Raw genomic sequence first — 14,238 nt, forward strand, 5'->3', positions numbered from 1 at the left:
ACACGATGTCCAATGTTCATCTCCATTTGAGTAAGGGATTACTATGAAACTGCAGCAACTGAAGTACATTGTTGAGGTTGTTAACCATAATTTAAATGTGTCTGCTACCGCAGAAAGTCTATATACGTCCCAACCTGGTATCAGCAAGCAAGTTCGTTTGCTTGAAGATGAGCTTGGTATTCAAATATTTGAGCGTAGCGGAAAACATCTAACTCAAGTGACGCCTGCAGGTGAGGAAATTATTCGAATTTCTCAAGAGATTCTTGCTCGCGTTGAAAGTATCAAGGCGGTCGCAGGTGAACATACACACCCAGAAATGGGCACGCTGAACATCTCTACAACTCATACTCAAGCACGTTATGCATTGCCAGATGTAATCAAAGGCTTTACGGCTCGTTACCCGAAAGTATCGCTGCACATGCACCAAGGTACGCCTTCACAGATGTCTGAAGCGATTGCCAAAGGCACGGCGAACTTTGCGATTGCAACAGAAGCGCTTCATCTCTACCAAGATGCCATCATGTTGCCTTGTTACCACTGGAATCGTTCTATCGTGGTACCTAAAGATCACCCTCTTGCGAAAAAAGAGACGGTAACCATTCATGATTTGGCTGCATATCCTCTAGTTACCTACGTGTTTGGATTTACAGGGCGTTCGGAGCTAGATACCGCATTTAATCGTGAAGGCCTAACGCCACGCGTTGTGTTTACGGCAACGGATGCAGACGTAATCAAAACTTATGTCCGTATGGGTATTGGTGTTGGTGTGATAGCAAGTATGGCTGTCGATGAGGAGCAAGACGGTGATCTGGTTGCGATTGACGCTAGCCACTTATTTGGTGCAAGCACTACGAGTATTGGTTTCCGTCGTGGTACCTTCCTGCGTTCATACATGTTCGACTTCATGGAGCGTTTTGCTCCACATTTAACTCGCCCTGTCGTTGAGCAGGCGATTTCACTGAAGTCGAACGCGGAAATCGAAGAGATGTTTAAAGACATCGAACTTCCGGTTAGATAACACTTCATTGATGTTTCGATTCCCTCTACAATGCGCTCGTTGTAGGGGGAGCTATGAAAACGCAATTTCAATTTATTAATGACTGCTTAATCGAAAACCAATCTTTGTGGCGATTCGAGCCATTTAAAAGCAGCATTCACACATCATTACCATGGCAAGAGCAACATCCCCAGTTGTGCCAGTGGCTAGCGTCTCTTAGTCCCTTTCAAATCGAAGAATACAAAGCAGAGCCCGAACTTGCGTTGAAAGCGCTTAGCCCGTTTTTACCTGAACTTGAGCAACTAGCTGATCTTACCCATTTAGAAACGTTGACTTTAAACGGTTTGGAGCTTGCCCGTGGTTTAGATAACGGCATCCCCGGTCGTAAATTGGAGCAAATTAGCTCTATGGGCGAAGCGGCGATTCAACATCATCACGGTGAAGAATGGCTAGAGTGGTGTTCAGGTAAAGGATACTTGGGACGCATCCTGACAACGCAAACCGATCAGCCTGTTACCAGTTTTGAATACCAACAAGCGCTGTGCGACTCGGGGCAACAAGCGGCGAATGAGCATCATTGGAAGATGACGTTTATTCAAGGTGACGCGTTCGATAGCAAAGCGAAGGCGGTGTTTAAGCCGACGCAACACGCGGTGGCACTGCATGCGTGTGGTGATCTCCATGTTCGTTTGATGCAGTATGGCAGCGAAAACGGTGTGGCAGCAATGACGATCTCACCTTGCTGTTATCATTTGATTCAGTCTGAGCAGTATCAGCCGATGTCGGAGCGGGGCAGAGCGTCTTCTCTCTCGTTGTCTAAGCAAGAGCTACGTATTCCGCTACAGCAAACTGTGACAGGTGGTGAACGTGTACGCCGTCATCGTCAGCAAGAAATGGTATTTAGGCTGGGGTTTGATTTAATCACTCGACAAGGTTTGGGTATGGAAGGGTATCAGCCGGTGCCAAGCATTCGTAAGTCGCAGTTAAGTGATGGTTTTGAGTCTTTGTGCCGCTGGGCGGCGGATCAGAAGGGCATCGATCTTTCTCAACAAATCAACTTCGATTATTTTGAAAAGTTAGGCGAGCAACGCTTTTGGCAAATGGAGCGTTTGAGCCTGGTTCAGTTGGTCTTTCAACGGCCGTTGGAGATTTGGCTTGCTTTGGACAAAGCACTTTATCTTGAAGAACGTGGTTATCGTGTTAGATTGGCAGAGTTTTGCGCTAAATCTGTCACACCTAGAAACATATTAATTTGTGCTTATAAGGTTTAGTTATTTTTTATAATTAAATGCTCTATGCAGAAAAGCCCACTTTAGAGTGGGCTTTTGTAAACAAAACGTGACAATTTATGCGTTATTTTGTCATTAGTTGAACATTGCGATAGCTTGCGCTGGTTCAACATATTCTAGGTCAAAGCTCTCAGCAACTTCTTTACAAGTCACTTTACCGTGGATAACGTTTAGACCTTCAAGGAAGCCGTTGTCTTCTAGAAGTGCTTCACGGTAGCCTTTGTTTGCAAGCTTCACGATGTATGGAAGCGTTGCGTTGTTCAGCGCGAATGTTGAAGTACGAGCAACTGCACCTGGCATGTTTGCAACACAGTAGTGAACCACTTCGTCAACGATGTAAGTTGGGTCTGCGTGCGTTGTTGCGTGAGAAGTCTCGAAACAACCGCCTTGGTCGATTGCTACGTCAACGACCGCCGCGCCTGGCTTCATCTTAGCAATGTGCTCTTTTGTTACCAGTTTAGGTGCTGCTGCACCAGGGATAAGAACCGCACCGATAACTAGGTCTGCTTCTAGAACATGCTTCTCAATAGCGTCTTCTGTAGAATAAACCACTTTAGCGCGACCTTGGAATTCCTCGTCTAGTTTACGTAGTGTGTCTACATTACGGTCTAGGATTGTAACGTCTGCGCGAAGACCAACAGCCATACGAGCTGCGTTTGCGCCAACGACACCACCGCCCACAACAACGACTTTCGCTGGTTCAACACCAGGAACGCCACCTAGAAGTAAACCACGACCCCCGTGTGATTTTTCTAGAGTTTGGGCACCAGCTTGGATAGACATACGACCAGCAACTTCTGACATTGGTGCTAATAGTGGCAAACGACCCATATTATCTGTTACAGTCTCATAGGCTATACAGACAGCTTTGCTCTTGATTAGCTCATCAGTTTGTGGAAAATCTGGTGCTAGGTGTAAATAAGTAAATAAAATCTGCCCTTCGCGGAGCATTGCTCTCTCGATAGCTTGGGGTTCTTTTACTTTGACAATCATGTCTGCTTTCGCAAACACGTCAGCAGCAGTAGGAAGAATGGATGCGCCTACAGCGATGTAGTCATCGTCTGAAAAACCGATGCCGGCACCTGCATTGGTCTCAACAAAAACTTGGTGACCATGTGAGATGAGTTCTCTCACGCTAGCTGGGATCATGCCCACACGGTATTCGTGGTTCTTGATTTCCTTAGGTACGCCAATGATCATCCTGTGTCCTCTTTCTATAATGGTTGTATTAACTGTTTGTAGGGTGTTATTGTCGAATTAATATCTAGTATAGATATTGTTTTACAAAATTTGGCCCTAAATATTAAAAAGTTGTAGTATATTTTTTTGCAAGGAAGTAATAAGGTGGAATAAAAAATGGCAGACAACTATAAAAAGCCGTCCAAGGAACTAGACCGTATCGACCGCAACATTCTTAATGAATTGCAGAAAGACGGTCGTATTTCAAACGTAGAGCTTTCAAAACGTGTAGGACTTTCTCCGACTCCATGTCTGGAGCGTGTACGTCGATTGGAGCGTCAAGGCTACATCACAGGTTACACTGCGTTACTAAACCCGCAGTATCTAGATGCATCTCTACTCGTGTTTGTAGAAATCACTCTAAACCGTGGTGCACCAGATGTGTTTGAGCAGTTTAATGCCGCTGTTCAAAAACTAGACGACATTCAAGAGTGTCATCTAGTATCAGGTGATTTCGACTATCTTCTAAAAACCCGTGTATCTGACATGGGTGCATACCGTCGACTACTAGGCGATACGTTACTGCGTCTTCCAGGCGTAAATGACACTCGTACCTATGTAGTTATGGAAGAAGTGAAACAAACTAACCAGCTAGTGATTAAAACTCGTTAAATTATTGCAAAGAAAGCGGTATATGCTTCCGCTTTCACCATTGAATAATTGGGTTTTTCTCTTTGATATGGTTAAATCAATTTACCGAGCGGCTTTTGCCGCTCGGATTGTTTTGCTTATTTATTACTCATATCGTATTCAAGTTGATTTATGTTCAAAGAGAACGCTAAGAAAGTCGAAACTATTATCAAAACCAGTGAAGAGCCTCAGTCTTCACGACTCAATGGCTTCCAACGCTTAAAAGAATGCTGCCTGATTGTTGGCGTTCTCAGTTCAGTTTTACTCGCCGTCGCACTATTCACTTTTAGTCCTGCCGATCCTTCATGGTCACAAACGGCTTGGGGAGGGGAGATTAATAATGCTGGCGGTGTGTTTGGAGCTTGGCTTGCTGATACCTTATTCTTTACGTTTGGTTCGCTCGCTTATCCTATACCTTTCCTATTGATCATCGGAGCGTGGGTTGCTTTTCGTAAACGCGGGGAGGATGACCCTATAGATCTGATGCTCTGGGGTACCCGCTTGCTTGGCTTGGTTATTTTGATCTTAACCAGTAGCGGCCTTGCGGATATTAACTTCGATGATATTTGGTATTTTTCATCAGGTGGTGTAGTCGGTGATGTTCTGACAAGCTTATCGCTGCCAACTCTAAACGTGCTAGGTACCACTCTGGTTCTATTGTTCTTATGGGGTGCCGGTTTTACCTTGTTTACTGGTATTTCATGGCTTTCGATAGTTGAATGGCTTGGAGATAAATCTCTAAGTTTGCTTTCTGCTATTTTGAACAAGGTTCGCGGAACAGAAAAAGAAACCATCGAGCCTCAGCTAGATGAAGTTGTTGCTGATAGTGTGCCTCAACGTCTCAATGAACAAGAGACTGAAACTGAGGATGAAGTACTTCCGCATCTTACTGCTTATGATATTGATGATAGTAAAGAGCCAGAGCCTGTACATGAATACCCAATCTACATGCCTCAATCGGCAGCAAAACCGTCTCAACCGCCAGAAGAAGCGCCAACTCCTGCTACGCCGGCGGTAATGGTCAATACAGATAATGTTGATCCAGAGGTTGAGCGAACTAAGCAGCTAAATGTCACCATTGAAGAGCTAGAAGCGGCGGCGCAACAAGCCGACGACTGGGCTGACGAAGTGCCACAAGTTCAACAGCCAGTTATTGATACTGTTGTTACTCAGCCTGAAGTCTCACAACCTGTTTCTCAAGATTCAGTTCTACAGCAAGCTGTTCCTCAACAAGCTATTCATAAACAAGCTATTCATCAGCAAGAATTGCCACAAGAACCGTTTGTTCAGCCTGAACCTGCTGTATCAGAACAGTACGATAACGAGCCAAGTTATGACGAATACGCTCAGTTTGCAGCAGAGCAAGCTCAGCAAGAACAGCCTTCAATTCATGCATCGTTTGAGCAAGAAAATACAGAGAAACCTCAACACGAGGAGCCTGTGATTAACGCAACAGCACTGGATAACATTGTTGAACAAACTGAGCCAAGCCAGCACATCGAACCAACTATTTCGAATCTAGATGTTTTAGATGAAGAAGATGAGTACCAAGCGCAGCAGGCTCAACCAACTTATATGGAGCCGCAACAAGCAGCTGTTAACCCACAAGAAGCTATGCAGGCTGTTCAAGAACAACCTGTGCAGCAACACGTTGCGTCTCAACCACAACCTGCATCGCCTTCAGCTACGTTTGAACCTGCACCTCAAGAAGTTGAGGTAGAAGAAGTTCAAGAAGGCGACCAAGATGTGGCCGCGTTCCAAAATATGGTATCGAGCGCTCAGGCGAAAGTGGTTGCTCAGCAAAATCCATTCTTGGTACAGCAAGAGCAAAACTTGCCAGTACCAGCAGAGCCACTACCAACGTTAGAATTGCTTTACCACCCAGAGAAGCGCGACAACTTTATCGATCGTGATGCTTTGGAAGAAGTGGCTCGTCTCGTCGAAACTAAGCTTGCAGACTACAAGATTAAAGCGGACGTGGTCGGCATTTATCCTGGTCCTGTTATCACTCGATTCGAACTTGATTTGGCGCCAGGCGTAAAAGTAAGCCGCATTTCTGGCCTATCTATGGACTTGGCACGTGCGTTGTCTGCAATGGCGGTACGTGTAGTAGAAGTGATTCCGGGCAAACCTTATGTCGGTCTAGAGCTGCCTAACATGAGCCGTCAGACGGTATTCTTGTCTGATGTAATCAGTAGCCCTCAGTTTGAACAAGCAACGTCACCAACAACGGTCGTTCTTGGTCAAGATATCGCCGGTGAAGCGGTGATTGCAGATATCGCGAAAATGCCTCACGTACTGGTAGCGGGTACAACTGGTTCTGGTAAGTCAGTAGGTGTGAACGTGATGATCTTGAGTATGCTTTACAAAGCATCGCCAGAAGATCTGCGTTTCATCATGATCGACCCGAAAATGTTGGAGCTTTCCATCTACGAAGGTATTCCTCATCTTCTTTCAGAAGTTGTAACGGACATGAAAGACGCGTCTAACGCACTGCGTTGGTGTGTGGGCGAGATGGAACGTCGTTACAAACTGATGTCGGCACTGGGTGTACGTAATGTGAAAGGCTTCAACGAGAAGTTGAAGATGGCAGCAGAAGCGGGTCACCCAATTCACGACCCATTCTGGCAAGAAGGCGACAGCATGGACACTGAGCCGCCGCTGCTAGAGAAACTGCCTTACATCGTTGTGGTTGTCGATGAATTTGCCGACCTAATGATGGTGGTAGGTAAGAAGGTTGAAGAACTGATCGCTCGCTTGGCGCAAAAAGCGCGTGCGGCAGGTATTCACTTGATCCTTGCGACGCAGCGTCCATCGGTTGACGTTATTACCGGCCTGATTAAAGCAAACATCCCAACGCGTGTGGCGTTTACTGTATCTACGAAGACGGACTCACGTACTATCCTTGACCAAGGCGGTGCAGAATCGCTATTGGGTATGGGTGATATGCTTTACTTACCACCGGGATCAAGCCATACGACCCGCGTTCACGGTGCGTTTGCATCGGATGATGATGTTCACGCTGTTGTGAACAACTGGAAAGCGCGTGGTAAACCAAACTACATCGATGAAATCATCAGTGGCGACCAAGGCCCAGAAAGCTTACTTCCAGGCGAGCAGATGGACTCGGATGAAGAAGTGGATCCACTGTTCGATCAAGTGGTTGAGCACGTGGTTCAATCGCGTCGTGGTTCGGTTTCTGGCGTACAGCGTCGATTCAAGATCGGCTATAACCGAGCGGCTCGAATTGTTGAGCAGCTTGAAGCACAAGGCATCGTAAGTGCTCCAGGTCATAACGGTAACCGCGAAGTATTGGCTCCTGCGCCACCAAAAGATTAATGAACTTGTGTTACTCACCTAAGTCCAAATGAGGTGAGTAACTTTAGGTCTTTGACCCTCTGATAGGTATTTGAATGAAAAAACTATTTTCAGCGAAACTTTTTTCTACGCTTGTTTTAAGCTTTTCTCTCTTCTCTACTGCAAATGCAGCGACACCTAAAGATGAATTAAACAAACGCCTTTCTATGAACGATGGTTTCAGTGCGGACTTCTCTCAGCAAGTTATCAGCCCTGAAGGCGAAACGGTAATGGAAGGAGAAGGCACGGTGGAGATTGCTCGTCCGAGCTTGTTCCGTTGGAGCACCACATTCCCTGATGAAAACTTGTTGGTTTCTGACGGTAAAACATTGTGGTACTACAGCCCGTTCATTGAACAAGTGAGTATCTACTGGCAAGAGCAAGCAACCGAGCAGACGCCATTTGTTTTGTTAACGCGTAACCGTGCAAGTGATTGGGATAACTACCAGATCTCTCAAAAAGGTGATCAGTTTACTCTTATTCCTACCGCGGTAGACTCCACACAAGGCCAATTCCAGATTAATATTGATGCTAAAGGTGTGGTGAAAGGCTTTAACGTGGTTGAGCAAGACGGTCAGAAAGGCTTGTTCACCTTTAACAATGTGAAGCTTGGTAAACCTAAGGCAGATAGATTCACATTCACAATTCCAGATGGCGTGGAAGTGGATGACCAAAGGAATTAATTGGCAGTGAGCAATTACACATTAGATTTCTCGGGGGACGAAGATTTTCGTCCCCTTGCTGCTCGTATGAGACCGGAAACGATTGAACAGTACATCGGTCAGCAGCATATTTTAGGTCCTGGTAAGCCACTACGCCGTGCGCTAGAGGCTGGTCATATTCACTCTATGATTCTCTGGGGACCACCAGGCACAGGTAAGACGACATTGGCGGAAGTGGCAGCAAACTATGCCAACGCTGAAGTTGAGCGTGTGTCTGCGGTGACGTCTGGCGTGAAAGAAATCCGTGCAGCGATTGAGAAAGCGCGAGAGAACAAAATGGCAGGCCGCCGCACCATCTTATTTGTTGATGAGGTGCATCGCTTCAACAAATCTCAACAAGACGCGTTTTTACCGCATATTGAAGATGGCACCGTTACCTTTATTGGTGCGACGACAGAAAACCCGTCGTTTGAGTTAAACAACGCATTGCTGTCACGTGCGCGTGTATACAAGCTAACGTCTCTCGATAAAGATGAAATCTCGTTGGCACTGAATCAAGCGATCAGTGACAAAGAGCGTGGGCTGGGTAATACGCCTGCACACTTCGTCGACAATGTTTTAGACCGCCTAGCAGAACTGGTAAACGGTGATGCTCGCATGTCTCTCAATTACCTTGAACTGCTTTACGATATGGCAGAGGACAATGCGCAGGGTGAAAAAGAGATTACATTGAAGTTGCTTGCGGAAGTAGCAGGGGAGAAAGTCTCTCGTTTTGATAACAAAGGCGACATTTGGTACGACCTAATTTCTGCAGTCCACAAATCCATTCGTGGCTCAAACCCTGATGCTGCACTTTACTGGGCTGCGCGGATGATTGCTGCAGGTTGTGACCCTTTGTATATTGCCCGTCGATTGCTAGCGATTGCCTCTGAAGATGTGGGTAACGCGGATCCTCGTGCAATGCAAGTGGCACTGTCCGCTTGGGATTGCTTCACCCGTGTTGGTCCGGCAGAAGGTGAACGTGCGATTGCGCAGGCAATTGTGTATTTAGCATGCGCGCCAAAAAGTAATGCGGTGTACGTAGCATGGAAACAAGCCCTCACAGACGCCCATAACTTGCCTGAATATGAAGTGCCGCATCACCTTCGAAATGCGCCAACCAGTTTGATGAAAGACATGGGTTACGGTGCAGAGTATCGTTATGCTCACGATGAGCCTGGCGCTTACGCCGCGGGTGAGCAATATTTGCCACCTGAAATGGACGATCGTAGGTACTATCAGCCTACAAATCGTGGTCTAGAGACCAAAATCGGCGAAAAGTTAGATTACTTGGCTACTTTAGACGCAAATAGCCCACAAAAGCGCTATGAAAAGTAGGCGTTTTTGGATACATTTGTTCAGTAAATTTTTTTAACGCGTACGCTTGGAAAGTGCGCGTGATTTCACAACACAAAGCATAGGATTAACAATGCTGGATTCTAAATTACTTCGTACAGAGCTGGATGAAACAGCTGCTAAACTGGCGCGTCGTGGCTTTAAGCTAGACGTAGATACTATTCGTAAACTTGAAGAACAACGTAAGTCCATTCAAGTAGAAGTAGAAAATTTACAATCCACGCGTAACTCCATCTCCAAGCAAATCGGCCAAAAAATGGCAGCTGGCGACAAAGAAGGCGCAGAAGAGATCAAGAAGCAAATCGGTACTCTAGGTAGCGATCTTGATGCGAAGAAAGTTGAACTTGAGCAAGTAATGGCTCAACTAGACGAATTCACGCTTTCTGTACCAAACATCCCTGATGATGAAGTGCCAGATGGTAAAGATGAAAACGACAACGTTGAAATCTCTCGTTGGGGTGAGCCAAAGTCTTACGACTTCGAACTGAAAGATCACGTTGACCTAGGCGAAATGGGTGACGGTCTAGACTTCGCAAGCGCAGTTAAGATCACTGGCGCGCGTTTCATCGTGATGAAAGGCCAATTTGCTCGTCTACACCGTGCAATCGCTCAGTTCATGCTGGATCTTCACACTGAAGAACACGGCTACACAGAAATGTACGTACCTTACCTAGTAAACTCTGACAGCCTATTCGGTACTGGTCAGCTTCCTAAGTTTGGTAAAGATCTTTTCCACACTGAGCCGCTAGTAGAAAAAGTAAACGATGAAGAGCCACGTAAATTGTCTCTAATCCCAACGGCAGAAGTACCAGTAACGAACCTAGTTCGTGACACGATTTCTGACGAAGCGGATCTACCGCTTAAGATGACAGCTCACACGCCATGTTTCCGTTCAGAAGCAGGTTCTTACGGTCGTGATACTCGTGGTCTGATTCGTATGCACCAGTTCGACAAGGTTGAGCTAGTACAAATCACTAAGCCAGAAGATTCAATGAACGCGCTAGAAGAGCTAACAGGCCACGCTGAGAAAGTTCTACAACTTCTAGAACTTCCTTACCGTAAAGTAGTTCTATGTACAGGTGACATGGGCTTCGGCGCTCGTAAAACTTACGACCTAGAAGTTTGGGTTCCTGCTCAAGAAACTTACCGTGAAATCTCTTCATGTTCTAACATGTGGGACTTCCAAGCTCGTCGTATGCAAGCGCGTTTCCGTCGTAAAGGCGAGAAGAAACCTGAGCTTGTACACACGCTAAACGGTTCTGGTCTAGCTGTAGGTCGTACAATGGTTGCTATCCTAGAAAACAACCAAGAAGCAGACGGCCGCATTGCAATCCCTACAGTACTTCAGAAGTACATGGCGGGCGCAACGCACATCGGTTAATGCATTAACCACTAGAACACCAAAACCCAGCCTTAGCGCTGGGTTTTTTGTTATCTGCGTCGAGTGAAAATACGTTGTTATGTAAATGCTGGATGAGGTACTGCATAGTTGACCTAAATTATTAAAACCAATTCTTAATGATATTTTTCTAATCTTTATTGGGCATGACAAGCTCCTCCAAGATTTAAAAAGGAGGTATTTTGTGGCTTCGATAAGATTAAGTGGCTCTGTTGGCTTAGGTGGTAAAAATTCGGATGTCGATATTCGAACGGTACAAAGGTCTATTAACCAATTGCTTGGTTCTTTAAAGGGAGTAAAGGAGCTTAAAGTGGATGGGAAACTAGGCTCTAGACCGGAAAACTCGAAGACTGTCGCCGCAATTAAAGCTTTTCAGAAAAAACTTGTTGGGATAGCTCGTCCAGATGGAAGGATAGATGTGAGTGGAAGAAGCCATCGCAAGTTGAATGAGTGTTTAAAACGAACACCTGAGACTGCGGCAGCATATACGTTACCTTTGGTTGGCTCAAGAGATGCGTTGACGGACTTGGATTATCGCAAAGTAGCTGAAACTCTTGGATGTGAAGTCGCTGCTATTAAAGCTGTGGCGGAAGTTGAGAGCCGAGGAGAAGCCTACTTTAGCAATGGTAAGCCAAAGATTTTGTTTGAGGCTCATATATTTTCGAGACTTACTTCAAGAGCTTACGATAACAGCCATCCAAGTATTTCAAGTCGGCATTGGAATCGAAGTCTGTATGTCGGTGGTATCTCAGAATACGTACGTTTAAATAAAGCTATTGAACTGAATTCAAATGCAGCAATCCGCTCCGCATCTTGGGGACGTTTCCAAATTATGGGCTTTAATTTCAAGTTGGCTGGTCATGTTACCGCTGAATCCTTTGTTAAAGCTGTATTCGAGTCGGAGAAGAAACAACTTGAGGCTTTTGTTACGTTTATCCAAAAGTCTGGCTTAGGTGAGCATATAAGAGATAAAAATTGGGCTGCCTTTGCTCGTGGTTACAATGGTTCTGAGTATCAGAAAAATCAATACGACGTCAAATTAGAAAAGGCTTACAAAAAATATGCTTCGATTAAAAATGCTGCGTAACATTTCTTTGCTTGGGCTTCTTTTTAGTTCATCTGCTTGTGTTTCCAGTCACACTAATACTGCGCTATTTAAGTGTGATGCTTCACATCCTAACCGTCTAGAAATATCAATAGAAAACATAAACAACCAGGTACTACTGTCGGAGCTTAACTTAGGGGGTAGCAGCATAGAAAGGGCCTTAGTTATAAAGGACTTTAAATTAGACCAGTATCACCGAGCATTGGTAGATGAGAAGTCACTGGAATTTAGTATTGGTGAGCGCGTTATATTAGTCAGTGAGTACTTTAGCGAGGAGTTTAATGAGGTAGAGAAGACACTCAGTGTTACGTTGAAGCAGTCAGGGCAAACGCAATATTATGAGTGTGAGGAAGGGAGTATGAGTAACCTTGCATTGCTTTTTCAAGAGAGTAGCGATTAACCGATGATATAACTATTATTACCAATACGTAATAGTGTTTTCTTATACGCCCTAATTATCTTGTTATTTGTAATCGATATAATCATCCACCTTACCACGGTAAGTAGATTTTCTCATTCAAGTAACGAGGAGGGCTTATGGCCGTAGGTTGGGCAAACGACGATAGCGTCAGCCAACAAATTCAAAACACAATAGACGACGAGATTTCCCGTGTTCGTGGCAGTATCACAAAGGGTGAAAGCGCCCATTACTGCGATGAGTGTGGCGATGAGATTCCGGAAGCGCGTCGTCTTGCGATGAAAGGCGTTCGTTTGTGTATCGAATGTCAGTCAACAATCGAATTGATGTCTCAACGCCAAGCATTATTTAATCGACGAGCCAGTAAAGACAGTCAACTTCGATAGCTTTACTGTTCAGGCAAATAAAGAGACGGTTTGAGCCTCATACTCAAACCGTTTTCGTGTTGAGTTGAACTATGAAGCGAAGCAATCTTCACGTTGCAACGCTGCATCAATCGCGTTAACTAGCTTCTCAATATCTTCCGGCGTGCTGATAAATGGCGGCATCATATAAATCAGTTTGCCAAATGGACGAATCCAAACTCCGTGTTCAACAAACAAGGCTTGGATGGTTTCCATATTCACTGGGCGATGCGTTTCTACTACGCCAATGGCACCCAACCAACGGGTGTTTTTAACCAAGTCGTATTCTTCAAGTTTTGGCAGTAACTCAGAAAACAGCGTTTCGATTTGTTGGGTTTGCTGCTTCCAATCACCTTGTTCGATCAACTCCAAACTTGCAGTAGCTACAGCACAAGCGAGTGGATTCCCCATAAAGGTTGGACCGTGCATAAAACACCCAGCGTCACCACCACAAACAGTATCCGCGACGTGCTTGCTCGCTAGGGTCGCAGAGAGCGTCATGTAGCCGCCGGTGAGTGCTTTACCGACACACAAAATGTCTGGCTGAATATCTGCGTGTTCGCAAGCAAACAGTTTACCGGTACGCCCAAATCCGGTTGCGATTTCATCTGCAATCAATAACAAACCGTGTTTATCACAAAGCTTACGTACGCCTTTGAGAAATTCTGGATGGTAGATACGCATACCGCCTGCTCCTTGAACTATAGGCTCTAGGATCACCGCAGCGAGTTCTTGATGATGCGTTTCAATCTTGTGCTCAAAGTCTGTAAGATCTTCTGGGTTCCATTCATCCCAATAACCACAAGTTGGAGACTCCGCAAAGATATGCTCAGGCAAAAAGCCTTTGTAGAGAGAGTGCATGGAGTTATCAGGATCGGTTACCGACATCGCCGCAAAGGTGTCACCGTGATAACCGTGTCGCAAAGTCAGAAACTTCGGTCGGCGTTCGCCTTTTGCATGCCAATATTGCAGTGCCATTTTTAAGCTGACTTCTACGGCAACGGAACCAGAATCAGCAAGAAAGACATGTTCAAGATTATTTGGTGCAAGGGACAATAGTTTCTTACACAAACTGATTGCTGGCTGGTGGGTAATCCCGCCGAACATTACATGCGACACCTTGTCGATTTGCTGGTGAGCCGCTTGATTTAAGTGCGGGTGGTTATAGCCATGGATAGTTGACCACCAAGAGGACATACCATCGACAAGCTCAGTCCCGTCTTCCAATTTAATGTGTACACCACTTGCTGATACCACTGGGTAGCAGGTCAGAGGTGTCAACGTTGAAGTATAGGGATGCCAGATGTGCTGGCGGTCGAAGGCGAGATCCATGTGCTATTCCA

The 14,238-nt window shown here is 45.6% G+C and carries 12 protein-coding genes; 10 read left to right on the forward strand and 2 right to left on the reverse strand.

Features of this window, described 5'->3' with window-relative positions:
- Nucleotides 1–43 precede the first annotated feature (43 nt).
- Nucleotides 44–1,018, forward strand: a complete 975-nt coding sequence (gene cysB / locus BSZ04_RS13510) for an HTH-type transcriptional regulator CysB (protein WP_010449232.1) — start codon at nucleotides 44–46, stop codon at nucleotides 1,016–1,018.
- A gap of 53 nt (nucleotides 1,019–1,071) precedes the next feature.
- Nucleotides 1,072–2,268 (forward strand): methyltransferase, encoded by a 1,197-nt coding sequence (locus BSZ04_RS13515; RefSeq protein ID WP_010449230.1) that lies wholly within the window; start codon nucleotides 1,072–1,074, stop codon nucleotides 2,266–2,268.
- A gap of 93 nt (nucleotides 2,269–2,361) precedes the next feature.
- Here BSZ04_RS13515 and ald read toward each other — a convergent pair whose 3' ends face one another.
- Nucleotides 2,362–3,486 carry an alanine dehydrogenase gene (ald, locus tag BSZ04_RS13520; protein WP_010449229.1) on the reverse strand — a complete coding sequence of 375 codons (1,125 nt, stop codon included), beginning with the start codon at nucleotides 3,484–3,486 and terminating at the stop codon, nucleotides 2,362–2,364.
- Between the two features lie 156 nt (nucleotides 3,487–3,642).
- On the opposite strand from ald, the gene lrp reads away from it, so the two are divergent.
- The 8 genes from lrp (at nucleotide 3,643) to BSZ04_RS13560 (ending at nucleotide 12,877) form a co-directional block, all read left to right on the forward strand.
- On the forward strand, nucleotides 3,643–4,137 hold the full coding sequence (gene lrp, locus BSZ04_RS13525; RefSeq protein ID WP_038882782.1) for a leucine-responsive transcriptional regulator Lrp: 495 nt from the start codon (nucleotides 3,643–3,645) through the stop codon (nucleotides 4,135–4,137).
- A 150-nt stretch (nucleotides 4,138–4,287) separates the two neighbouring features.
- Nucleotides 4,288–7,494 carry a DNA translocase FtsK 4TM domain-containing protein gene (locus BSZ04_RS13530; RefSeq protein ID WP_088880562.1) on the forward strand — a complete coding sequence of 1,069 codons (3,207 nt, stop codon included), beginning with the start codon at nucleotides 4,288–4,290 and terminating at the stop codon, nucleotides 7,492–7,494.
- A gap of 74 nt (nucleotides 7,495–7,568) precedes the next feature.
- Nucleotides 7,569–8,195 carry an outer membrane lipoprotein periplasmic chaperone LolA gene (lolA, locus tag BSZ04_RS13535; protein ID WP_010449221.1) on the forward strand — a complete coding sequence of 209 codons (627 nt, stop codon included), beginning with the start codon at nucleotides 7,569–7,571 and terminating at the stop codon, nucleotides 8,193–8,195.
- Nucleotides 8,196–9,551, forward strand: coding sequence for a replication-associated recombination protein A (locus BSZ04_RS13540; RefSeq protein WP_269456898.1), 1,356 nt, complete (start codon nucleotides 8,196–8,198; stop codon nucleotides 9,549–9,551).
- A gap of 91 nt (nucleotides 9,552–9,642) precedes the next feature.
- Entirely contained in the window at nucleotides 9,643–10,950 is a 1,308-nt protein-coding gene (gene serS / locus BSZ04_RS13545; protein WP_088880563.1) for a serine--tRNA ligase, read from the forward strand.
- A gap of 202 nt (nucleotides 10,951–11,152) precedes the next feature.
- Nucleotides 11,153–12,055, forward strand: coding sequence for an N-acetylmuramidase domain-containing protein (locus BSZ04_RS13550; protein ID WP_088880564.1), 903 nt, complete (start codon nucleotides 11,153–11,155; stop codon nucleotides 12,053–12,055).
- Nucleotides 12,045–12,473, forward strand: a complete 429-nt coding sequence (locus BSZ04_RS25210) for a hypothetical protein (protein ID WP_088881599.1) — start codon at nucleotides 12,045–12,047, stop codon at nucleotides 12,471–12,473. The genes BSZ04_RS13550 and BSZ04_RS25210 overlap by 11 nt, the downstream gene beginning before the upstream one ends.
- Nucleotides 12,474–12,610: 137 nt before the next feature.
- The gene (locus BSZ04_RS13560; protein WP_045394326.1) at nucleotides 12,611–12,877 is read left to right on the forward strand and encodes a DksA/TraR family C4-type zinc finger protein; all 267 of its coding nucleotides are present in this window, start codon (nucleotides 12,611–12,613) and stop codon (nucleotides 12,875–12,877) included.
- A gap of 69 nt (nucleotides 12,878–12,946) precedes the next feature.
- Here the strand turns inward: BSZ04_RS13560 and bioA are convergent, their stop codons facing one another.
- Nucleotides 12,947–14,227, reverse strand: a complete 1,281-nt coding sequence (gene bioA / locus BSZ04_RS13565; protein WP_088880565.1) for an adenosylmethionine--8-amino-7-oxononanoate transaminase — start codon at nucleotides 14,225–14,227, stop codon at nucleotides 12,947–12,949.
- Nucleotides 14,228–14,238: the final 11 nt, after the last annotated feature.

The sequence above is a fragment of the Vibrio rotiferianus genome (genome assembly GCF_002214395.1).
GTDB classification, from domain to species: Bacteria; Pseudomonadota; Gammaproteobacteria; order Enterobacterales; family Vibrionaceae; genus Vibrio; species Vibrio rotiferianus.

Bases quoted from the DNA above. Each gene is read 5' to 3' on its own strand.
- BSZ04_RS13560 (WP_045394326.1), top strand. From the start codon at position 12,611: ATGGCCGTAGGTTGGGCAAACGACGATAGCGTCAGCCAACAAATTCAA.
- lolA (WP_010449221.1), top strand. From the start codon at position 7,569: ATGAAAAAACTATTTTCAGCGAAACTTTTTTCTACGCTTGTTTTAAGC.
- ald (WP_010449229.1), bottom strand. From the start codon at position 3,486: ATGATCATTGGCGTACCTAAGGAAATCAAGAACCACGAATACCGTGTG.
- cysB (WP_010449232.1), top strand. From the start codon at position 44: ATGAAACTGCAGCAACTGAAGTACATTGTTGAGGTTGTTAACCATAAT.
- lrp (WP_038882782.1), top strand. From the start codon at position 3,643: ATGGCAGACAACTATAAAAAGCCGTCCAAGGAACTAGACCGTATCGAC.
- BSZ04_RS25210 (WP_088881599.1), top strand. From the start codon at position 12,045: ATGCTGCGTAACATTTCTTTGCTTGGGCTTCTTTTTAGTTCATCTGCT.
- BSZ04_RS13515 (WP_010449230.1), top strand. From the start codon at position 1,072: ATGAAAACGCAATTTCAATTTATTAATGACTGCTTAATCGAAAACCAA.
- serS (WP_088880563.1), top strand. From the start codon at position 9,643: ATGCTGGATTCTAAATTACTTCGTACAGAGCTGGATGAAACAGCTGCT.
- BSZ04_RS13530 (WP_088880562.1), top strand. From the start codon at position 4,288: ATGTTCAAAGAGAACGCTAAGAAAGTCGAAACTATTATCAAAACCAGT.
- bioA (WP_088880565.1), bottom strand. From the start codon at position 14,227: ATGGATCTCGCCTTCGACCGCCAGCACATCTGGCATCCCTATACTTCA.